The following is a 22193-nucleotide window of genomic DNA, read 5'->3' on the forward strand; positions in this document are numbered from 1 at the left end:
AAATTCGAGCCTTGGTCTCGAATTTTCCTAAACAAAAAATCCAGTTTTAGCTGGATTTTTTTGTGTTTGCTATTAAGAAAAGTTCTTTTTATTCGTATCTATTCATGCGGTATGTCAATCGTTTCGTTTCTTTCCCACATTGGAATGCTGCACATTACAACTAGGAAGATAAATGCTGATTGAATCCAGAATAGTGCTAAGTCGAAAATTCCGTGAACCGCAACAACGACTAAAAATGAAACATATAATCCAACAATTGGACGTTTTTGAGGTTGACGACTCATTTCAATCAAACTACGAATAGGTTTGATACTAGCAATCGCTAATAATAAAGTACCAATATATCCATAACTTAAAATCGTATCAATATAAATACTATGTGCATGTTCATGATAAATAGCACCAATTCGTTGATAGCTATGCATATACGTTAATGGCCCTTCACCGAAAAATGGATTTTGTTTGAAAAGTGTAAATCCTGCATTCCAAATAGAAATACGTTCATCCATGGATGAATCTAATGTTCCCATTCGAACTCCAATGTCATTTGAAAATAGGAAGAATAATCCAATAATAAAGACGCCGACACTTAGCCAAAATGCTCGAGAACTTTTAATGGTTGTAAATAAATAGATAATAGCTCCGCAAATAATTGCAGGGAAAGCTGTTCTATTTTGAGTAAAATTCAATCCGAATAAATTGATAAAGCAAGCGATAATACAGATGACTTTCCATTTCCAATTTTTAGTTGTTGTGAAAAGGTAAAAACCAATCATAATACAGAAACAACAAATGATTCCGTAATAATTGGGATTAAAGAATGTAACCTCTGCACGATTTTGATGCCAAACTTGCATATTCGGTGCTAAAAATGCGTAATTAAATTTATGAACAATTTCAAAATGTTCCAAAAAGGCAAATAGCGCTGCAAATATACTTCCCAGTAAAATGGTCTGTAAAACAATATGGAAAAAATCTTGATTAATCCGTTTCTGGTAATACACGAAGAATATCTCAAACCATAAAAATAAAATGGAAGCTGCAACTCCAATTAAATTACCACTTACTGCTGAGATAATCGTGCTATAAGCAATAAATGTTAATAACACAGGATAATTCAGTAGTTGTCTTAAAATATGTTTCATTTTTCCAGTAAAGATTAATAGGATAAAATAAAACAAGAACAATGATAAAAACAAGTAAAACGGCAAAAAGATACTGACAATCATTAAATAGAGTGCCAAGTCTTGATTTGGGAATCGCTTGATTTTATCAAGGATATACATTAGTTTCATAATAATTCCTTTCTAAGGTATGATATCTGACTTATTTTACCATTTTTCATTGAAATGTGGAAGATTTTTAAGGAGATTATAAGGTTTCTCATAAAAATCATTAGCTTGAGCAACATAGAAGACAAAAAAATGATGATAATGATATGATAATTGTAAATGAAATCGTATAGATATTTTAAATAAAGATGAAAGAGGGAAAGAACATGAGAGAATACGATATTATTGCAATTGGTGGAGGAAGTGGCGGTAGTGCAACGATGAATCGTGCAGCCATGTATGGAGCTAAAGCAGCTGTTATTGAGGGGAATATCATTGGAGGAACATGTGTAAACGTTGGGTGTGTTCCTAAAAAAGTAATGTGGTATGGAGCTTTAGTTTCTGAAACACTTAAAAATTATGCATCAGATTATGGATATACAATTGGAGAAACTTCATTTGATTTCAAAACCTTAAGAAAAAATCGTCAAGCTTATATTGAACGTTCACGTCAAGCATTTTCAAATAATTTCAATAGAAATGGAATTGACTATATTGAAGGATATGCTCGTTTCGTGGATAAAAATACAGTAGAAGTAAATGGGGAACAGATTCGTGCAAAACATATTGTCATCGCAACAGGTTCATATGCTTTTGTTCCAAATGTTCCAGGTAGTGAACTTGGTGGAACTTCTGATGATGTGTTTGCGTGGGAAGAATTACCAGAATCAGTATCAATTATTGGTGCAGGATATATTGCTGTTGAATTAGCAGGAGTTTTACATGGATTAGGAGTAAAAACGGACTTATTCGTTCGTAAAGGTGGCCCGTTAAGAGGATTTGACCAAGGCATTGTTGAAGTATTAGTGGAAGAAATGAAGAAAAATGGTCAACCATTACATACGCATAAGGTTCCTCAAAAATTAGAAAAATTAGATAATGGAGATATTCGAATTCATTTTGAAGATGGTACAACTCATACAAGTCAAAAAGTTATTTGGGCAGTTGGACGTAAAGCGAATGTTAGCCAATTAAATTTAGAAGCAGCAGGAGTTGCCTTGAATGAACGTGGATTTATTCAAGTAGATGAATATCAAAATACAACAACACCTGGTATTTATGCACTAGGGGATGTTTCTGGTGAAAAAGAATTAACACCAGTAGCGGTTAAAGCAGGTAGAACTTTATCAGAACGTTTATTCAATGGAAAAACAGATGCAAAAATGGATTATGAATTAATTCCAACAGTTGTATTCTCTCATCCAGCAATTGGTTCAATCGGTTTAAGTCAAGAACAAGCGGAAGCAAAATATGGTGCTGAAAATATTAAAGTATATGAATCAAACTTTGCGGGAATGTATTCAGCCATTACTGTTCACCGCCAAATGACAAAATTAAAATTAATTACACTAGGTGAAGAAGAAAAAATTATTGGTTTACATGGAATTGGTGAAGGCGTTGATGAAATGATTCAAGGATTTGCAGTTGCCGTTAAAATGGGTGCTACTAAAGCAGATTTTGATGCAACAGTAGCGATTCACCCAACCGCTTCAGAAGAATTTGTAACAATGAGATAAGAACAATTTAAAAGATAAGGATACTTTTGTTTCGACAAAGGTATCCTTTTTTTAGGAATGATATTAGTTGAAGAATGAAGCTACAGAGTGTATGATGAATTGTCATAAGATTTTAGGAGGAAAAGAAGTGAAAAAATACCAATATTTAATTTTTGATTTGGATAATACAATTTTTGATTTCTGGGGAGCAGAAGACTATGCTTTATCTCGTATTAGCCAAGAAGATGGATTAGAGTTTACTCCAGAAGTTTTAGAAGTTTACCGTACAATGAATAAAGGATTATGGGAACAATACGAACAGGGAGAGATTTCTCAAACTTATTTGAATGAAGAAAGATTTGTTCGCTGGTTTGCACATTATGGAATTCAGGTAGATGGAAGTGTTTGTGAGAAAAAATTTCGTCACTATTTAGCAGAAGCAAATACAATGATGCCAAATGCATTAGACATTATTCATGAATTGAAGAAAGACTTTGTCATGGTTGCAGCTACAAATGGAATTGAAGAAACTCAATTACTACGTTTGAAAACAGCTGGATTAGAAAACTTCTTTGAAAAGTTATTTATTTCTGAAGTAGTGGGATATCGTAAGCCAAGTAAAGAGTTTTTTGAAGCTGTAGTAGATCAAACAGAAGGAATGACGATTGAGAATGCCTTAATGATTGGGGATAGTTTTAAGGCGGATATTTATGGTGCAAGTCGTATTGGAATGGATACTTGTTGGTATATGGAAACCCCTGAACGACCAACTGAGCCGGAGGAATTGTTGTCTATAGAGCCAACGTATCAGATTGGGCATTTATCGGAACTGAAAGAATTTATTTATTAATGGATTCTATATAGTAGCATTAGGACGCAAGCAGCCACCTAACGGTGTCTCATTGCTAAAAGTTGAGCCTAAGGTCTCAACTTTTCCTGTGATAAAATCTACAGTGCAGATTTTATCACTTTTGCTACTATGAGAATCCTTGGGGTTCGGTCATACATGTAGGGACGTTTAAGATGTGAATGGATTTGTCTATAGTAGCATAAGGATGTTTCCTATAATAGAATCATCAAAATAAAAGGGATAAAACCATGGTTCCGTAGAACGTGATTTTATCCCTTTTTTATTTTATGCGGCCGGCGGGACTTGAACCCGCACAGGTATACACCCACTGCCCCCTCAAGACAGCGCGTCTGCCATTCCGCCACGACCGCTCAATGTATGTAATGGTATCAAAGTTTAGCTCAGAATGCAAGTGTTATCAATCGCTAACACTTTTATCCTTCAGAACTAAAATCCAATATTAAACTACCACGACAACGACCACAACGAAATTTATTAGTATCAATTTTTCTCATACGATAAAAAGTCGCTCCACAAGAATTGCAAGCATAAACATATCGATAAGGTTCCATTCGTTCTATAAAACGATGTCCTCTAACTTCTCGTAAGAGCATTTTAAAATCTCTATCTTGATGTCGATAGCCTTTTCCTTCTTGATGTAAGTGATAATGACATAATTCATGTTTAATAACGCCGATTAAGACCTCTTTACCGAGAATCGTTTCGATTTTAGGATTAATCTCAATATTGCCTGTTTTCAAAATATAACGTCCACCACTTGATTTTAGTCGGGAATTATAAGTTATTTGATGATGAAACTTTTTATGAAAGTATTTTTTTGAAATTTCTTGGCATAATAGTTGTAAGTCTAATTCTTCCATTTACATTCATTCCTTATATTTTCATGCTTACATTGTAATATAAGAAGAGAGTTCATTGCAATTCATTGACGGAATTCTATTATAAGAGTAAAATGACACTCGGATGATTTTAAAGACATGGAGGAAAATGTGTGAAAATAGTAATTGTTGGTGGAGGAAAGGTAGGCGAAGTACTTTGCCGAGAACTAACTTCAGAAACAAATGATATTGTTTTAATTGATAAAAATCCTATGATTATTGAAAGAATGATGAATAAATTTGATATTATGGGTATTGTTGGAAATGGAGCTAGTTATGATATTCAACAAGAAGCAGGAGTAGCGAGTGCAGATATTTTTCTAGCTGTTTCAGAGATGGATGAAATCAATATTATTGCTGCCATATTAGCGAAAAAAATTGGAGCTGAATATACAGTTGCTCGTGTTCGAAATCCAGAATATTCTCAACAGTTGAATTTTGTTCGAGAAAGTCTAGGAATTTCCTTATTAATTAATCCAGAATTATCAGCAGCACGTGATATTTTTAAGATTTTTAAGTATCCTTCTGCTTTAAGTGTAGAAAGTTTTGCCAGCAATCGTGTGAGTTTAATTGAGTTGGAAATTCAAGATCACTCTCCATTAATTGGATTAAGTTTAAAAGATTTCAGAAATCGATTTGGGACTATTTTAGTGTGTGCGATTCAACGTGATTCTGAAGTATTTATTCCAAGTGGGGATTCTTTTATTCAAAAAGGTGATCGTATCCATATTACTGGAGCATATGAAGATATCTCTACCTTTTTAAAAATTACAAATTATATTACAAAACAAGTTCGTTCAAGCTTAATTGTTGGTGGAGGTAAAATTGCATATTACTTACTTGATATGTTAAAAACAACTAAAATCCATCCAAAAGTCATTGAAGTCAATGAAGAACGTGCGAAATTTTTAAGTGAACAATTTCCAAATGCTACAATTATTCATGCAGATGGAACGGATCATGATGTATTAGAAGAAGAGATGTTGACGAATTATGATTCCTTCGTTTCACTAACAGGAATTGATGAAGAAAACTTAATCTTATCGGTCTATGCAAAAAACCGTGGGGTTCGAAAAGTTATTACTAAAATGAGCCGTATCGGTATTTTAAAAGTATTGAAAAATGTTGATCCACAATCCATTATTACACCAAAACAAATTGTTGCCAATGAAATTGTTCAATTTGTGCGTGCTCGTGCAAATACTAAGGGGTCAAATGTAGAAGCTTTATATCGTGTAGCAGATAATCAAGTAGAAGCATTGCAATTCCGTATTGAAAGAAATAGTCGTGTTTGTGGTATTCCATTATCGAAATTAAAAACAAAATCAAACTTATTAATTGCCTTTATCGTTCGTGGGGAAAAATTAATTTATCCGGATGGAAATGACCAATTGGAACCACATGATAGAGTAATTGTTGTAACAACTCAGAAAAACTTCGATGATATTATCGATATTTTGGAATAGGAGTTGATGGTTTTGCAAAGAAGAACAGTATGTTATTTGGTAGGGAAAATTTTACAAGTGGAAGCTTTATTATTATTACTACCATTATTCGTTAGTTTGATTTATAGAGAAAGTCTTCATCAATTCTTAAGTTATGCTGGAACAATCGCTTTATTAGTCGTTATTGGTACAATTTGTACACTAGCAAAGCCTAAAAATATGAAAATTATGCCACGTGATGGGATTGTAACAGTAGCTCTTAGTTGGATATTATTATCCTTTTTTGGGGGACTCCCATTTGTTTTTGTAGGAGAGATTCCTAATTTAGCAGATGCATTTTTTGAAACAGCTAGTGGTTTTACAACGACAGGTTCGAGTATATTAAGTGATTTGTCTATTTTAGGCTATTCTTCATTATTTTGGCGTAGTTTTACTCACTTGGTTGGAGGAATGGGGGTACTAGTATTTGCATTAGCCATTTTACCAAGTACGGGATCTGATTCCGTTCAGTTAATGCGTGCAGAAGTACCAGGTCCTGTTTTTGGGAAATTAGTCTCTAAACTAGCAAAAACTGCCCGTATTTTATATGCGATTTATTTAGTGATGACGGCGATATTGGTCATTATTTTAATGCTTGTTAAAGTTCCGTTATTTGATGCCTTATTATTATCATTTGGGACAGCTGGAACAGGTGGATTCTCTATTAATAATGCAGGATTTGCGATTTATCAAAATCCGGAAATGGTTGAGTGGATTATAGGAATTGGAATGATGCTCTTTGGAGTAAACTTCAATTTGTACTATTTCTTATTATTAGGTTCAATTCGAGAAGTGTTGACGGATGAAGAAGGTCGTTCTTATATTGGAATTATTGCCTTTGCTTCAGTAGCTATTTTTGCTTCATTAAGCATTGTTCAATCTCAGTTAGATGTTCCGTTTAGAAGTGTGTTTTTCACGGTATCATCGATTATTACAACAACAGGATATTCAACAGCCGATTTTGGTCTGTGGGGAGTATTTCCACAAGTTGTCTTATTATTATTAATGTTTATAGGAGGATGTGCAGGTTCTACAGCAGGAGGAATTAAAGTTTCTCGTGTAGTGATTTATGTTAAAAATTCCATTGCTGAAATTAAGAAAATGGGACAACCTCGTCGAGTGATTATGCCGAAGTTTAATGGTAAAGTAGTCGATGATAAAATGTCGAGTGGAATTGCGAACTATTTATTAGTCTATGTAGCTGTATTTTTAGTGTTGTTAATTTCTGCTTCATTTGAAGCTCCTGATTTTTTAACGGCATTTTCTTCTGTTGCAGCAACCTTTAATAATATTGGTCCTGGTTTAGGAGAAGTGGGACCAACAAGTAATTTTTCAATGTATTCTGATTTTAATACGATTTTATTATCTCTTGGAATGATTGCTGGACGTTTAGAAATCTATCCTATGATTTTATTATTCTCTACCACTTCACTAGGAGCATTCTTCGTTTCTGAAAAATAGGAGGAATCGTTTTGAATAAATTAGTAAAGGGAAGAGTTTATACATTAATCGGAGCAGTTTCATGGGGATTATCTGGAGCTTGTGGTCAATATTTGATGAATGATTCCTCAGTTTCTCCAATCTATTTAACAGCACTTCGAATGATGATAGCGGGATTGGTTTTAACTTTTTTTGCATGTTGGAAACAACCAAAGCAATTTCGTGAAGTAGTGAAGTCTCCAAAAACAATGGGAAAAATGTTATTTTTTGGAATTTTTGGATTAATGTTATGTCAATTGACGTATTTAATTTCCATTCATGACTCTAATGCAGGAACAGCAACTGTACTGCAATATACTTGTCCGATTTTAATTGTCATTTATGTGAGTTTAAAAGAGAAAACAGTACCAACGGTAATGGAATTTGTCGCAATATTTTTTGCGTTAGTAGGTATATTTGTTATTGCAACTCATGGGAATCCATTTAACTTATCCATTAGTCCGACTGGATTGTTTTGGGGAATTATTTCTGCATTTACCTATGCATTATATACTTTGTTGCCAGGTAAATTAATTCAGCAATGGGGTAGTTTAATTGTAACAGGCTTAGGACTATTATCTGGTGGGATTTTATTTTATATCGGAAGTGCGAGTTGGCAATATAGTATTCAATGGCAACCTTACACGTTATTTGCCTTTTTTGGAATTATCGGAGTAGGTACGATTTTAGCGTATACTTTATATTTAGAAGGGGTAACATTAATTGGAGCTGTACAAGGAAGTTTATTAGCTTCAGCTGAGCCGATTTCTTCAGTATTCTTTTCAATTGTATTATTAGGAGAAGTCTTTCAAATGATTGATATGGTAGGGATTATCTTTATTTTAATTGCTGTGTATATCATTACAATGAAAGAAGACATACAAGAAAAACATATGCAAATGAATCATTAAAAAAGTGTCACTACGTAAAAAGCGTAGTGGCATTTTTATAAATTCTTAATAAAAATCTCCATATTTATTCAAAAAAATAGAGTAAGATAAAATTGTCAAAGGAGGTTAATGACATGAAGAAAATAGTTCGCCCTATCATTGTTGCTACAATGCTATTAGGACTTGTTTCTCAGCAAGTTTATGCGATTGATACAACAGCCATTAATGAGAAATGGGGAAAACCAAGCGTTGTTTATGGTGGAGGATTAAATGATCAACAAATTAAAGAAACATCTAAATTATTAGGAATTAAGGATGAAAATACTGTAACGACAACAAAAGCTACAGGAGAAGATTTAGTAAAATACTTAGGAGCTGGTGAAGCGAATACTTCTGTAATGATTTCATCTGTAATGGTTCAAAAGAGAAATAAGGGGGAAGGGGTAAAAGTTCATATTGCTACTCCGAAAAATATTACTCTTGTTACTTCTGAACAATATGCCAATGCTGCTATTACAGCCGGGGTAGCTGATGCAGAAATTGAAGTTGCAGCTGTGTCAAAAGTGACGGGTGAATCTGCTTTAACAGGTGTATATAAAGCTTTTGAAGCAAATGGAGTTGTATTAGATGGAAAACGTACAGCAGTTGCTCAGCAAGAATTAGAATTAACCAATCAAATTGCTCAAGAACAATCAAAAGAAAAAGGCTTTGATGCTGCAAAATTAGATCAAGCTATGATTGATATTAAGAAAGCTCTAGCAGAAATCAAAGAAAAACAAGGTCAAGTAGCGACAAAAGAAGATGTTGAAAGAATTGTAAATGAGGCATTGAAAAAATATGGCTTAGATAAAGTGATTAGTCCAACTCAAGTGAATAATATCATTCAGTTTGCCTTAAGTTACCAACAAACAAGTGCGATTGATTCTAAGCAAGTGTTAGAACAATTAAATTCATTGTCTAATACTGTAAAAGGGAAAATTGGTCAATTAGTGGATCAAGCCAATCGTGAAGGATGGCTGGATAAAATTGTGACATTCTTCAAAGAAATATTTAATGCTATTTTTAGTTCAAAATAAGCACAAAAAAGTCCATAGATTCGCTCTATGGACTTTTTACTGTTTAAAATAAAATAAACAAGAAACTTAGAACAATAATTAATTGAATAGATAAACCAATTAAAGCAATATATGGAGTATCTAAACGAGTATCATTTTGTTCCTGAGCAATGGAAATGACAAATGTTACAATAAATGTAAATAAATGCAATGTAAAGAAGAATAAAATAACGACTAATAAAGCAATTGGAGATACAAATGTCATAAATGCTGTAATGATTAATAAAATAATCGCTAAAGCATTCATCGATTCATATTGTGTTAACCAATAATGAAATACATGTTGTCGTTTCAACAAAATATGTTTTACTCCAAAGGCAATGACTGGGAATCCAAAATAAAATACAGCATAGAATAATAATAGTTTTAAGAAAACTAAAATATAATTCGGAGTAACAGTTAAACTTGGTAGGATAGAAATATCCGCCAGTAATTGGTATTGAGATAAAACTGCACGAATTCCATGCGTTGTAATATAAGAAGATAATAAGGTTGAAATAATAATCATAATGTAACCAAATAATCGACTATTTTGACGTTTTCTTGAATAATTATTTGTTGGATGGATTAGTTTTCCAAAGAAGAAGCTAAAGAAACGAGTAATTCTTCTCCAAAAGCTTGAATAAATCGCTTGGTTATTTTTGATGCGATATTCTTGATCACTTCTGTTTTCTACAGCACTTGGTTGAGTAATTTTATTATCTTCATCAAATAAGGATGTTTGGATTGTTGTTGAATTTTCATTTAAATGTTCATCTTGTACAGTGCCACAAAAAGGACATAGCGGTTCTTTCTCTTCAATTAATTCGTGGCAGAATGGGCAATTTTTCACGTAAATTCTCCTTTATCAATCAGAATTGATTTTCTCTGTTGTATTGTATCATAGAATGCAAGTGGACAAAAGAAAAAGGACTAGAAATCTCTAATCCTTTTATAGTGGCATATACTAGTATATGTGTCATGGTGTTCACATCACACATGAACAAACAGCTACATCCGGTAGTGTGCAAGCACATCTGTTCCACTTGACTTAGCAGACTTCTATGTCTGCTTGTCGCCTCATCGCATAGATAGTATTATAGCAGACAAGAGAGTAGCTGTCACGTAAAAACACTAAATATCCAAAATTTTTGTAATATAAAAAGCACCCCAAAAGGTGCTAGGTGATTACATTTCAGTAAATGCTAGTGGAACTAAATCACGTAAAATTGTTTCTTTTAATTCGCCTTTATTATTAGAAAGGTAAATTGGAGTATCGGCAGGACATAGTTCTACTAATACTTGACGGCATAAACAACATGGAGGTAAGAAGTAGTCTGTTTTACCGGCTACTACAAGCATTTCCACATCTTCTTTTTGATAGCCTTTTGTTACTCCAGTAAATAAAGCTGTACGTTCTGCACAGTTTGTTGCTCCAAAAGAAACATTTTCTACGTTTACTCCAGTAATTACTGTTCCGTCTTTATATAAAATGGCACAACCTACTGGGAAGTTAGAGTAGGGACAATAAGAATGTTCCAATGCTTTTTTTGCATGTACATATAGTTCTTCAGGTTTCATAAAAGTACTCCTTAATAGGGATTATTTTTGACGAATAATTTCGATTTTGTATCCATCGGGATCTTTAACAAAATAGTAGTTTGCTGGATTTCCAGGAAGTCCTTTTAATTCTGTAACATCATAGCCTTTTGCTACGTGTTCAGCATGCCATCCTTCTAAATTATTGCTACTAATTGCAATATGACCGTAACCGTCTCCGATTTCATATCCTGGATGTCCGTAGTTATACGTTAATTCTAATTCGTAATCATCATCTTCAAAAGCTAAATAAACGATTGTAAATTTGTGTTCTGGGAAATCTTTACGACGAGTTTCTTTAAATCCAAATGCTTCTTGGTAGAAAGCTAAACTCTCTTCTAAGTTTTTAACACGAACACATGTGTGCAACATTTTTGACATAGTATTCTCTCCTTTTGGATGTTTTTGTCTTATTAGCATAACGGATTATAGATTTTAATGCAAGAAATATACAACTTAGGACGAAAGGGAGTGTAACTCAAAATGTAAACACTTGTTTATAAAATAAATACACTTTTTGATGGAAATCGAGTGAAATTAATTGCAGTTCAAAAAAGAATTTGCTATTCTGTTACCATTATGAAAAGAAAATAGAGTTAATCATCTAAATGAGGTGTCGAAGTGAAAGTAATTAAATTTGGCGGAAGTTCATTAGCCAATAGTCAACAAATTAAAAAAGTATTGAAAATTGTTCAAGCAGATGAAACAAGAAGAATTGTTGTTGTTTCTGCTCCAGGGAAACGTCATTCAGACGATGAGAAAGTAACGGACTTATTAATCCAATTAGCAACTTCTCATATTGAAGGACAATATGATGAAGCAGTTTTAGAAGTGATTTTAGAACGTTATCAAGAAATTTATGATGAATTACAATTAAATTCAGATGTAATGGATAACATTCGTCAACATTTTGCAAGATTAAAAGAGAGTGAATTAGAACCAGCTTATTTAATGGATGCTTATAAAGCAAGTGGGGAAGATAATAATGCAAAATTAATTGCAGACTACTTTACAAAAGAAGGATTACCAGCAAAATATATTAGCCCTAAAGAAGCGAATTTATTCGTAAGTGATACTCCAGGAAATGCACAAGTATTGGAAGAAGCGTATAAGGAATTAGAATACTTACAATTAGAAAAAGAGATTATTGTATTTCCAGGTTTCTTTGGAGTAACAAAAGATGGAAAAGTTGTAACATTCTCTCGTGGTGGGTCAGATATTACAGGATCTATTTTAGCGAATGCAGTTTCAGCTGAAGAGTATGAAAACTTTACAGATGTGGATGCAATCTTTGTAGCAAGTCCAAAATTAGTTCATAAACCAATTGGAATTGATGTATTATCTTATACAGAAATGCGTGAGTTGTCTTACGCAGGATTTTCAGTGTTTCATACTGAAGCGTTATTACCAGCCATTAAAAAAGGAATTCCGGTTCATGTATGTAATACGAATAATCCTTCTGCAAAAGGAACTTACATTATGAAAGGGAAAGTAAATTCTCCTTCGATTATTTCTGGTATTGCAAGTTCATCAGGTTTTGTAAGTATTTATATTCAAAAATATTTAATGAACCACGAAATTGGATTTTTAAGAAAAACATTACAATTATTCGAAGATGAAGGAGTAAGTGTAGAACATATTCCAACAGGGATTGATGATGCAACCATTATTATTCGTGGAGAAGATGCTACGGATGAAATATTAGATCGTATTGTACATCGTTTGAAAGTAGAACTAAATGCGGATGAAGCATACTATGAACGTGGATTATGCTTAATCATGTTAGTTGGGGAAGGAATGGTTAGCATGGTCGGTACAACTGCTCGTGTTGCCAGCACATTAGCCCGTGAACAGATCAATATTGAATTGTACAACCAAGGGGTATCTGAAGTTTCTATGATGTTTGGTATTAGAGAAGAGTACGAACAACGTGCCATTCAAGCATTATATGACGAATTCTTTGGTGAAGAAGTAGAATACGAAGTTTTGGATAAATAGTAAATAATATAGGACTTTCTAATGTAGCGAAGGACGCCAGCAGCTTCGCAAAGCGAATTTCATGGCTAAACTTTGAGCCTAGGTCTCAAAGTTTCCAGTATAAGAAGCCAACATGGCTTCTTATACTCACGCTACATTGGAAAGTCTATTTCTTTATTTTTTTTTAGATTTTGATTGACTTCTAAGTGTATTAATACTTTTGTAAACAAAAATAAATGACTCATAATAGTAGCAAAAGTACTAGAAGCCGAGTGGCTTCTAGTACAGGAAATTTCGAGACCTTAGGCTCGAAATTTAGCAATGAGACAGCTTCGCTGGCTGCTTGCGTCCTAGCTACTATAAAAAAGTCATTTTTTCTATTTTCGTTTTTTATAGTTTTTTTAGTAAACGTAATCCGTTTAAGATTACTAAGATAGTGCTTCCTTCGTGTCCGATAACACCTAAAGGTAAGTTAATGAATTGGAAAACATTTGCTAAAATTAAAATTGTTATCACTGATAATGAGAACACAATATTTTGTAAAATAATGCGTTTCATTTTTTTAGATAATTCGTGACCATATTTAATTAATGATAAATTATTTTTCAATAACACAATATCACTTGCTTCAATTGCTAAAGCAGTTCCTTCACCAATTGCAATCCCAACGGTTGCATTTGCAAGAGCAGGAGCGTCATTAATGCCATCCCCAACCATTGCTACAGAAACACCTTTATCAGATAAATTCTTAACATAAGTTGCTTTATCTTCAGGTAAACAATTTGCTTGATAATCAGAAATGTCTAAATGTTTTGCTACAGCTTCGGCAGTTGATTCTGAATCACCAGTCATCATAATCGTTTGAATTTTTTCTTTGTTAAAGTAGTGTAATACAGATTGGCTACTTTCTTTAATTTCATCTGTAATGGCGTAGAAACCAATGAATTGTCCATTTTTCTCGATTGCTAAAACAATTTCACCTTGTTCTAAGTGTTTTTCAATTTCAGTTGCTAACGCAGTGTGTTGTTTCCATTCTGGATCAATCCAAGCTAATTTACCAATTTTCCAAGTTGAACCTTGAGCTGTTGCAACTAATCCATTTCCAATTACTTCTTCAAAGCTGTCAAATGTAATTGCATCAGAATTTTTGTAAGCTTGTGTATACGCTGTAATAGATTTTCCTAATGGGTGAGTTGAACGTATTTCCATTTCATACATCATTGCATGAACTTCTGCTTCGTTTTCAGTTATAATCACCGCATTTTTAACAGTTGCTTTTCCTTTTGTTAATGTACCAGTTTTATCTAAAACAATTGATTCAATTGAAGATAATTGTTCTAAAGCTTCTCCACCTTTTAATAAGATTCCTTGTTTGGCTGCATTAGATAAACTTGCTAAAATGGCAGGGCTAGCGGAAGCCACTAAGGCACATGGAGACATTACTGTTAATAAAATCATTCCTCTATAGAAAGATTCTTGCCAAGTCCATTGGAATCCAAAGTAGAATAGAGCAATGGCTAATGGAACTAACACTAAAACAACTTTTACATATGAGTCTTCAATTTTATTAATAAAGCTACTTGTTTTTGTTTCTTGTTCTTGAGCTTCTTCTACTAAACGAATGATAGAAGCCATCACAGTTTCATCTGCATTTTTGTGAACAGTAGCTGTACAAGATTGGTGTAAATTAATACTTCCTGCGAAAATTTCTTCGCCTACTTTTTTGTTAGCTGGAAGTGGTTCACCATTAATCATACTTTCATCGAATAAACTTTCACCTTCTGTTAGGATAGCGTCCATTGGTACAGCTTCTCCTTTTTTAATGAAAATAACATCATTAATTGCTAAGTCTTCAACGTCTACTGTTTCATAGTGACCATCACGAATACGTGTAGCTGTTTTTGGTTGTAAGTTTAATAATTCTGTCATTGATTTTTCACTTTTTGCCATAGCATATTCTTCAAGAGCTCCACTTAATGAGAAAATAAAAATTAATAAAGCTCCTTCTAACCAGTAACCGATAATAGAAGCACCGATTGCTGCTAATACCATTAATAAGTCAACATTTAAATGTTGTTCTTGGATTGTTTCTTGGATTCCTTCAATAGCTGATTGATGTCCTCCAATTAAAAATGCTAGTAAGTAGCAAATCACGGATGCTAGATTATATCCGAGGAAGCTAGCAGCTAGTCCTAAAATAATTAGTGTACCGCAGAAAATTGTATAGCGAATTTGTTTTTGTTCTAAAATATTCATATTTTTTTCACCTCATGTTTTATTTGTTGAATACATCATAACATAAAATTTTCTAGATTAGAATAATTCTAAACTAGATGAGAGTGAAATTCATTCTCAATTAGCTTATTGAGAATGAGAGAAAATAAGAATGTCTTAATTTTTAAGGATTTTCCCTTTATAAATTTAAAAATTCATAGTAGAATGGGTTCATATCTTAAAATGAAGGTGGGAGAACAAATGAGTGATAAAAAACCATTAACTCGTGAAGAAGTTCCTGTAGAATTAACATGGGACTTAACATTAATCTATCCAGATAATTCTGGTTTTGAAGCTGATTTAGCTTTTGTATCAGAAAAAATTCCAGTAATTGCTGCAAGTAAAGAAACAGCATTACAATCTGGAGAAAATTTATATAACTACTTATTATTATCGAATCAAGTAGAAGAAAAAATTGAAACTGCTTATGTGTATTCACACTTAAAAGCTGACCAAGATACTACAAATGATGAAAATCAAGTATTAAATCAACGTGCTTTCTCAGTATATGTTGAAGTCTCAGGTGCAACATCATGGTTTGAACCAGCAATTTTAGAAAAATCAGATGAAGAATTTGAAAAATTCTTTAAAGAAGAACCACGTCTAGAAGAATTCCGAGTTGCATTAGAAGCAGCTCGTGTATTAAAAGGACATGTTTTATCGGATAAAGAAGAAGCTTTATTATCAAAAGCGAATGAAGTATTCTCTGGACCATCAAAGACATTTAACTTCTTAAATAACGCGGATCTTAAATTTGGTACGATTAAGAATGAAAAAGGAGAAGAAGTGGAATTAACTCACGGAAACTATATTACATTCTTAGAGTCAACTAATCGTGAAGTTCGTAAAAATGTATTTGAAACTAAATATAAACCATATATTCAATTTAAAAATACATTTGCTAGCACGCTAGGTTCAGAAGTGAAAGCTCATAATTTTAAAGCGTTGGCTCATAACTACGAATCAAGTCGTCAAGCAGCTTTATCTGCTAACCAAGTTCCTGAAGAAGTATATGATGCATTATTAACAGTAGTTAATGAAAAATTACCATTATTACATCGTTATATCGCTTTACAACAAAAAGCTTTAGGACTAGATGAATTACATATGTATGATTTGCATGTTCCAATTACAGGTGAAGCGCCAATTAAATACAACTATGAAGAAGCTTCTAAAGCAACTTTTGAAGCTTTGAAACCATTAGGGGAAGAATATCAAGATATTCTTAAACAAGCCTATGAACAACGTTGGATTGATGTAGCGGAAAATATCGGGAAACGTAGTGGTGGTTATTCATCTGGTGCGTATACAACAGCGCCATATATTTTATTAAACTGGCATGATGATTTAAGTAATTTCTTTACATTAGTACATGAGTTAGGGCATAGTGCACATAGTTATTTCACTCGTCACACTCAACCATTCCAATATGGAGATTATTCAATTTTCTTAGCGGAAATTGCTTCTACAACGAATGAAAACTTATTAACAGACTACTTATTGAAGAAACATACGGATAAAGAGAGTCAAAAATATATTTTAAATAATTATTTAAATCGTTTTAAATCGACTATTTTCCGTCAAACTCAATTTGCTGAATTTGAACATCAAATTCATGTGGCAGATCAAAAAGGTGAGCCTTTAACTCAAGCAGCGATGGCTGAGATTTATGGTGCAATTAATAAAAAATATTATGCAAATGTTATTCAAGATGAAGAGATTGCATATGAGTGGACTCGTATTCCTCACTTCTATATGAATTACTATGTATATCAATATGCAACTGGTATGGCTGCAGCAACTGCTTTAGCAGATAAGATTTTACATGGTACTCCTGAAGATTTAGAGGCTTACTTAAACTATTTACGTTCTGGACGTAGTGACAAACCAATTGAGGTTATGAAAAAAGCAGGGGTAGATATGACTCAAACTCAATATCTATATGATGCCATGAATGTGTTCGAACAACGACTAGAACAATTAGAAGAGTTGTTGAACGAAGAGTAACAGAGATACAAATTGACTTTTCTGATGTAGTACTAGGACGCCAGAAGCCCCTTTCGGGTCTCTTGGCTAAAAATCAAGCCTAAGGTCTTGATTTTACCTGTGATAGAATCTGTTTAACAGATTCTATCACTCGTACTACTGTGAAAAGTCATTTATATTTGTACGGACAAATATGGGAGTACGTATGGTTAATCAGACTTTCCTCATACTACTATGGAAAGTCTTTTTGTATTTTTTTATCTTATTTTTGAGCATTTTTAGATTAGGGATTGTTTCATTTATGATACACTTACGTAGATTAATGGAGGGGGATAGTTATGGTTGAACAAAATTTTGGGAACTCGTGTGCGTGGATAAATATAAATTCAGAAGAAATTAGTGATGCTTCTTCTGTTTATCATATATATCAGCTTGATAAAGAAATGTTAGAGTATGCGCTAGATGAAAACGAAAGAGCGCATATTGAATATTGTCGTCCAAAAGAAACATTAGTAGTGATTTATAATGTCATTAAACAAACTAAGAGAGAAAATCGGTATGAGACCGTTCCAATGACTTTTATTGTTCGAAAGGATCAAATCATTACAATTTCAAACCAATATAATGACTATATTGTAGAGGCGATGAGAAGAGAGTGGGAAGAGAGACCGGATATTTCGGTGTTTACTTTTTTATTTTCTAGTTTAATGATGATTACTGAAAATTATTTTCCTAAGATTGAAAGTTTGAAAAAAGAGCAAGAAATTCTTAGTCATAAATTAAGACATAAAACAACGAAGAAAAATCTATTTGCATTGTCTGATTTAGAGATTGGGAGTGTTTATTTAGTTTCTGCAACAAAGCAAAATGCGATTGTATTAGAGCAATTAAAGACTCAAGTATTATTTAAGGAATTAGAGTTTGGTGAGGAAGAAAAATTAGAAAATAGTTTAATTGAAGCGAAGCAATTAGTGGAAATGACATCGATCAATCTTCAGATTTTGCAACAATTATCGGGTACTTATAATAATGTGTTGAATAATAATTTGAATGATACAATGAAATTATTAACGATCATTTCGATTTTATTAACGATTCCAAACATTGTGACGGGATTTTTTGGGATGAATATTACGGTTCCTTTAACGGGGCTTGCGCATGGTTGGGGAATTGTGTTAGGGATTATTGTGACAGTTATTGTCATTGCAAGTGTCGTTTTGTCACGTTTTATTAAGAAGTAGAGGGCGTGGAAATTGAGTTTTTGGTATAGTAGTATTAGTACGCCAGAAGCCACTTACGGGTCACTCGTACTACTATAAAAACTCTATTTCTACTTTAAAGGGCTGTATGAGAATGGATTGTGAAAATAGTAATATATATCAAGGAATGGTATAATTAACTAAATTATTAAAAGTGAGGTAAGTTATTATGCAACGTTCTGATATACAGAGGATGGCTCGTGATATTTTAGAAAATCAAGTAATTGAGAATAGCTATATAGAGTATAAAAAATCTGTACAATTTAAAGATAAAATTTTAAAAACAGCTTGTGCGTTTGCAAATAATTACATGAATAATGAAATTGGATTAATCTTCATTGGAGTTGAAGAAGTAGATGACAAAGATACTCAACAGAAGGCGATTCCAAAGCGACCAATCAGTGGAATTAAAGAACCAATGATTGAAATAGTTGAAAATCAACTTAAATCTCTACTTTCTTATATAACTCCTAAAATTAACTATCATATTATTCAAGATAAAATAGATGATGAATATTATATAGTTGTTGCAGTTGAACCAAATGTTAAAGGACCTTGTCAGACAACTATTAAAGCTGAAAAAGATAAGAAAATTGCACTAAAGGCTGGAAGATATATTAGAGTTTCAAGAGATTCAAACCTTCCTAATACTCTTGAAGAGTTTGAACTATTAAAGAAATTTGCAAATTATAATTTTAGTTCTAGTTTAAACCAAACTGCAACATTAGATGATTTAAGTTATGAGTATATGAAAGAATATCTTACATTAACAAATGCAAAGGATGATCTTAAAAAACTTTCTAAATTAGAAATGGCTAAAGCATTAGGATTAATAAGTGAAAGTCAATATGGAGGTTATAGAGCAAAGAATTTTGCAGTTCTAATGTTCTGTGAAAAACCTAATCGTTTTATTCCAAATGCACAAGTAGAAATTATTCGTGAAATTGATGGTACTGACAAAATGGAGCGTATAACATTTGATTCACCAGTATGGCTACAAGCAAAACAAGTTGTACGATATTTTCAAGAAAATATTATGCGTTCTTTTACTTTACGTTATTCTGATAAAATGGAGCATAAAGTTATATATAATTTTCCTATAGCAGCTTTTGAAGAATTAGCAACAAATGCTATTTTACATAAAGAGTATGATGAAGATGAATATGTTGGAATTTACATTTATAAAGATAAAATTTCTTTTGTGAATCCTAATAGACCACTACCTCCAGTTACGATTGAAGCATTAAATAATGAAAGAAGTTTTGATAACAGGAAATACTTAAATAAGGAATTAAAAGATATGTTTTATGCTTTGGAATTGATAGAATCATATGGGTCTGGAATCAGAAGAGCAAAAGATTCTTTAGAGGCAAATCTTTCACCAAGTATTTCTTTCTTACCTAAAGATAATTCATCAAATTATACGAATGCCATTATTTTTGTACAAGAGGAATTTTTAGAAGATAAGTTGCTTGATAAAACTAACCAAGAAACTAACCAAGAAACTAACCAAGAAACTAACCAAGAAACTAGAAAAGAAACTGTAATGGGAAAACAGATTATTGAGTTAATGAAAATAAATCCACATATTACTATAAAAGAACTTACAGAAGCAATAGGAGCTTCTACAAGTGGTATAAAATATAATCTCAATATTTTGAAAAATAGTGGTAGAATTTTAAGAAAAGGATCTACAAAATCAGGTGTCTGGATAGTAATAAAATAAGTATTATTAATTATTGGAAAGAATAGCAGAAGGAGTTTTTATAGTAGTACGATTCAAGAGACCCGAAAGGGGCTACTGGCGTCTTAGTACTACTATAGTAAAAAACTCCTTTTCTACGATGTAAAGAAAAATATTAGAGAACATAAAAACAGGCGTGCAATTGAAGTGACCCCAAAAAGTTAGACTTTTTTTGAGACGACTTAAGTCGTCTCTTTTTGATTCATAAAATGTATGAATAACCCCCTAGGGGGTTCGCGCCAAATTTTTTGGCGCATTTTTTCTTAGCTCAAATAGATTTACTAGTTAAGCAATACGAGCAGAGTTTGAATGAGTTATTCTGTAATTTACAGGACTTAGCCCATCCAGTTTAATTTTTATACGTTTGTTGTTGTAATAATCAATATAATCAATAATAGCTTTCTCTAATTCATCAAGAGACTTAAATTCTTTTTCAAATCCATAAAACATTTCTGATTTCAATATACCAAAGAAAGATTCCATCATACCATTATCTGCACTGTTTCCCTTACGTGACATAGATGGTAGTATACCTTTACTCTCTAAAAATTGATGATAAGAATCATGTTGGTATTGCCAACCTTGGTCACTATGGAGAATTGTGTTCTCGTACTTCTCATCTGTAAATGCCTCATTTAACATTGTCTTTACTTGTAGTAAGTTAGGTGAGCGTGAAAGATTGTACGCAATAATTTCACTGTTAAATCCATCTAAAACTGGTGATAAATATAGTTTCTGTTCGCTATTCGGAATGGCAAACTCAGTTACATCTGTGTAACATTTTTCCATTGGTTTAGTCCCTTCAAAATCACGTTGAATCAGATTATCTGATCTCTTGCCAACATCTCCTTTGTGCGAATAATACTTGAGTTTACGACGAATACGAGCAATTAAACCAAGAACTTTCATTAAGCGTTGTACCTTCTTATGATTCACTTTAAATCCACGATTTCTCAATTCTAAATGAATTCTACGGTAACCATAGTTTCCCTTATGTTCGGTAAAAATTTCTTGTATTTCATCTTTAATTTGTTGATCTTTATCTGGTTGGTTCATTTGTTTTAAATGGTAATAGTACGTTGAACGAGCTAATTTAATTACTTTAAGAAGAATATCCAATGCAAATTCATTGATTAATTCTTGAACAATTTCAGCTTTTCTTTTTTCTCTTTTTCCTCCTTCAATCGGAGTTCTCTTAACTTTTTTAGAATTGCATTCTCCGCTCTTAAGTATTCATTCTCTAGTTGAAGACGTTCTAAATCTGTCATTTCTTCTAATTTTTTCTTTGGCTTGCGTCCCATTGAATTTGATCTCCCTCTTGTTTTCTCAACAATAGTATACCCATTTTTCTTATATTGTGCTAGCCAATTCGAAAGTAAGCCACGATTCGGAAGAGCATAATCAATAGATACACTTAATTGTGAACGCCCTTCTAAAAGAACTTTATCAATTATTTCCTGCTTTAATTCTAGCGAATAGTAACGATTTTTTTCTTTTTTAACAATTTCTATTCCATATTGATTGATCAATCGTACTAAGTATTCAATATGAGCGACGTTGATATCGTATTTCTTTGAAAGATTCTTTAAGCTTTCACCTTGTTTTCTTAATTGATAGATTTCTATTTTATCTTCATAAGTTAATTTCATAAAAAACACCCCAAAAGTTAGATTTTTCATGTCTAACTTTTGGGGTGCAGTACATTTTTTGGTTCTCCAGTTTTTTAGTCTTTATTTACTATTTTTCTTTCTAGCTGATTGACGATTTTGTTTTTTTCGTTCAATTCTTTGTTTTTGTTTAATTTCATGAGTTAGTTTTTTCTTGTATCCAG

At 32.5% G+C, this 22193-nt stretch carries 17 protein-coding genes and 1 tRNA gene; 10 read left to right on the forward strand and 8 right to left on the reverse strand.

Features of this window, described 5'->3' with window-relative positions:
• Nucleotides 1-98: 98 nt before the first annotated feature.
• Nucleotides 99-1295 carry an O-antigen ligase gene (locus tag RYL55_RS03225; RefSeq protein ID WP_315007233.1) on the reverse strand — a complete coding sequence of 399 codons (1197 nt, stop codon included), beginning with the start codon at nucleotides 1293-1295 and terminating at the stop codon, nucleotides 99-101.
• Nucleotides 1296-1498: 203 nt separating this feature from the next.
• Here RYL55_RS03225 and gorA point away from each other — a divergent pair, with 203 nt between their 5' ends.
• The gene (gene gorA / locus RYL55_RS03230; RefSeq protein ID WP_315007235.1) at nucleotides 1499-2848 is read left to right on the forward strand and encodes a glutathione-disulfide reductase; all 1350 of its coding nucleotides are present in this window, start codon (nucleotides 1499-1501) and stop codon (nucleotides 2846-2848) included.
• Between the two features lie 127 nt (nucleotides 2849-2975).
• Complete coding sequence (locus RYL55_RS03235; protein ID WP_315007236.1) at nucleotides 2976-3677, forward strand: YjjG family noncanonical pyrimidine nucleotidase; 702 nt, start codon at nucleotides 2976-2978, stop codon at nucleotides 3675-3677.
• 288 nt (nucleotides 3678-3965) lie between these two features.
• Here RYL55_RS03235 and RYL55_RS03240 read toward each other — a convergent pair.
• Together RYL55_RS03240 and RYL55_RS03245 are read right to left on the reverse strand one after the other, a co-directional pair.
• Nucleotides 3966-4048, reverse strand: a tRNA-Leu gene (locus RYL55_RS03240).
• A gap of 63 nt (nucleotides 4049-4111) precedes the next feature.
• Nucleotides 4112-4558, reverse strand: coding sequence for a SprT family protein (locus RYL55_RS03245; protein ID WP_315007238.1), 447 nt, complete (start codon nucleotides 4556-4558; stop codon nucleotides 4112-4114).
• 131 nt (nucleotides 4559-4689) lie between these two features.
• Here RYL55_RS03245 and trkA point away from each other — a divergent pair, with 131 nt between their 5' ends.
• The 4 genes from trkA (at nucleotide 4690) to RYL55_RS03265 (ending at nucleotide 9505) form a co-directional block, all read left to right on the forward strand.
• Nucleotides 4690-6042 carry a Trk system potassium transporter TrkA gene (trkA, locus tag RYL55_RS03250; RefSeq protein WP_315007240.1) on the forward strand — a complete coding sequence of 451 codons (1353 nt, stop codon included), beginning with the start codon at nucleotides 4690-4692 and terminating at the stop codon, nucleotides 6040-6042.
• Between the two features lie 12 nt (nucleotides 6043-6054).
• Nucleotides 6055-7521 carry a TrkH family potassium uptake protein gene (locus RYL55_RS03255; RefSeq protein ID WP_315007243.1) on the forward strand — a complete coding sequence of 489 codons (1467 nt, stop codon included), beginning with the start codon at nucleotides 6055-6057 and terminating at the stop codon, nucleotides 7519-7521.
• A gap of 11 nt (nucleotides 7522-7532) precedes the next feature.
• Nucleotides 7533-8450: an EamA family transporter gene (locus RYL55_RS03260; RefSeq protein ID WP_315007245.1), complete on the forward strand. Its 918-nt coding sequence runs from the start codon at nucleotides 7533-7535 to the stop codon at nucleotides 8448-8450.
• Between the two features lie 113 nt (nucleotides 8451-8563).
• Nucleotides 8564-9505 (forward strand): DUF1002 domain-containing protein, encoded by a 942-nt coding sequence (locus RYL55_RS03265; RefSeq protein ID WP_315007247.1) that lies wholly within the window; start codon nucleotides 8564-8566, stop codon nucleotides 9503-9505.
• A 43-nt stretch (nucleotides 9506-9548) separates the two neighbouring features.
• On the opposite strand, the gene RYL55_RS03270 is transcribed toward RYL55_RS03265, so the two are convergent.
• The 3 genes from RYL55_RS03270 to RYL55_RS03280 all read right to left on the reverse strand — a co-directional run bounded on the left by RYL55_RS03270 (nucleotide 9549) and on the right by RYL55_RS03280 (nucleotide 11503).
• The gene (locus tag RYL55_RS03270; RefSeq protein WP_315007249.1) at nucleotides 9549-10376 is read right to left on the reverse strand and encodes a zinc ribbon domain-containing protein; all 828 of its coding nucleotides are present in this window, start codon (nucleotides 10374-10376) and stop codon (nucleotides 9549-9551) included.
• 335 nt (nucleotides 10377-10711) lie between these two features.
• Nucleotides 10712-11104, reverse strand: a complete 393-nt coding sequence (gene cdd, locus RYL55_RS03275) for a cytidine deaminase (RefSeq protein WP_315007250.1) — start codon at nucleotides 11102-11104, stop codon at nucleotides 10712-10714.
• A gap of 21 nt (nucleotides 11105-11125) precedes the next feature.
• Nucleotides 11126-11503: a VOC family protein gene (locus RYL55_RS03280; protein WP_315007252.1), complete on the reverse strand. Its 378-nt coding sequence runs from the start codon at nucleotides 11501-11503 to the stop codon at nucleotides 11126-11128.
• Nucleotides 11504-11743: 240 nt separating this feature from the next.
• Between RYL55_RS03280 and RYL55_RS03285 the strand changes: the two genes are divergently transcribed.
• Nucleotides 11744-13120, forward strand: a complete 1377-nt coding sequence (locus RYL55_RS03285) for an aspartate kinase (RefSeq protein ID WP_314112409.1) — start codon at nucleotides 11744-11746, stop codon at nucleotides 13118-13120.
• Between the two features lie 369 nt (nucleotides 13121-13489).
• Here RYL55_RS03285 and RYL55_RS03290 read toward each other — a convergent pair whose 3' ends face one another.
• On the reverse strand, nucleotides 13490-15355 hold the full coding sequence (locus RYL55_RS03290; RefSeq protein WP_315007255.1) for a heavy metal translocating P-type ATPase: 1866 nt from the start codon (nucleotides 15353-15355) through the stop codon (nucleotides 13490-13492).
• 219 nt (nucleotides 15356-15574) lie between these two features.
• Here RYL55_RS03290 and pepF point away from each other — a divergent pair, with 219 nt between their 5' ends.
• The 3 genes from pepF to RYL55_RS03305 all read left to right on the forward strand — a co-directional run bounded on the left by pepF (nucleotide 15575) and on the right by RYL55_RS03305 (nucleotide 20344).
• On the forward strand, nucleotides 15575-17380 hold the full coding sequence (gene pepF, locus RYL55_RS03295; RefSeq protein WP_315007257.1) for an oligoendopeptidase F: 1806 nt from the start codon (nucleotides 15575-15577) through the stop codon (nucleotides 17378-17380).
• Between the two features lie 317 nt (nucleotides 17381-17697).
• The gene (locus RYL55_RS03300) at nucleotides 17698-18600 is read left to right on the forward strand and encodes a magnesium transporter CorA family protein (protein WP_315007259.1); all 903 of its coding nucleotides are present in this window, start codon (nucleotides 17698-17700) and stop codon (nucleotides 18598-18600) included.
• Between the two features lie 187 nt (nucleotides 18601-18787).
• Nucleotides 18788-20344 (forward strand): RNA-binding domain-containing protein, encoded by a 1557-nt coding sequence (locus RYL55_RS03305; RefSeq protein ID WP_315007261.1) that lies wholly within the window; start codon nucleotides 18788-18790, stop codon nucleotides 20342-20344.
• A gap of 303 nt (nucleotides 20345-20647) precedes the next feature.
• Here the strand turns inward: RYL55_RS03305 and RYL55_RS03310 are convergent.
• Nucleotides 20648-22011 (reverse strand): IS3 family transposase gene (locus RYL55_RS03310; protein WP_315007263.1). Its coding sequence is split into 2 segments (ribosomal slippage): nucleotides 20648-21570 and nucleotides 21570-22011, totalling 1365 coding nucleotides; the frame shifts between segments, so codons are not numbered across the junction.
• Nucleotides 22012-22193 lie beyond the last annotated feature (182 nt).

Source organism: uncultured Granulicatella sp., assembly GCF_963515615.1.
In the GTDB taxonomy this organism is placed as follows: Bacteria; Bacillota; Bacilli; order Lactobacillales; family Aerococcaceae; genus Granulicatella.

Bases quoted from the DNA above. Each gene is read 5' to 3' on its own strand.
- RYL55_RS03305 (WP_315007261.1), top strand. From the start codon at position 18,788: ATGCAACGTTCTGATATACAGAGGATGGCTCGTGATATTTTAGAAAAT.
- RYL55_RS03225 (WP_315007233.1), bottom strand. From the start codon at position 1,295: ATGAAACTAATGTATATCCTTGATAAAATCAAGCGATTCCCAAATCAA.
- RYL55_RS03280 (WP_315007252.1), bottom strand. From the start codon at position 11,503: ATGTCAAAAATGTTGCACACATGTGTTCGTGTTAAAAACTTAGAAGAG.
- RYL55_RS03290 (WP_315007255.1), bottom strand. From the start codon at position 15,355: ATGAATATTTTAGAACAAAAACAAATTCGCTATACAATTTTCTGCGGT.
- RYL55_RS03300 (WP_315007259.1), top strand. From the start codon at position 17,698: ATGGTTGAACAAAATTTTGGGAACTCGTGTGCGTGGATAAATATAAAT.
- gorA (WP_315007235.1), top strand. From the start codon at position 1,499: ATGAGAGAATACGATATTATTGCAATTGGTGGAGGAAGTGGCGGTAGT.
- pepF (WP_315007257.1), top strand. From the start codon at position 15,575: ATGAGTGATAAAAAACCATTAACTCGTGAAGAAGTTCCTGTAGAATTA.
- RYL55_RS03265 (WP_315007247.1), top strand. From the start codon at position 8,564: ATGAAGAAAATAGTTCGCCCTATCATTGTTGCTACAATGCTATTAGGA.
- RYL55_RS03245 (WP_315007238.1), bottom strand. From the start codon at position 4,558: ATGGAAGAATTAGACTTACAACTATTATGCCAAGAAATTTCAAAAAAA.
- cdd (WP_315007250.1), bottom strand. From the start codon at position 11,104: ATGAAACCTGAAGAACTATATGTACATGCAAAAAAAGCATTGGAACAT.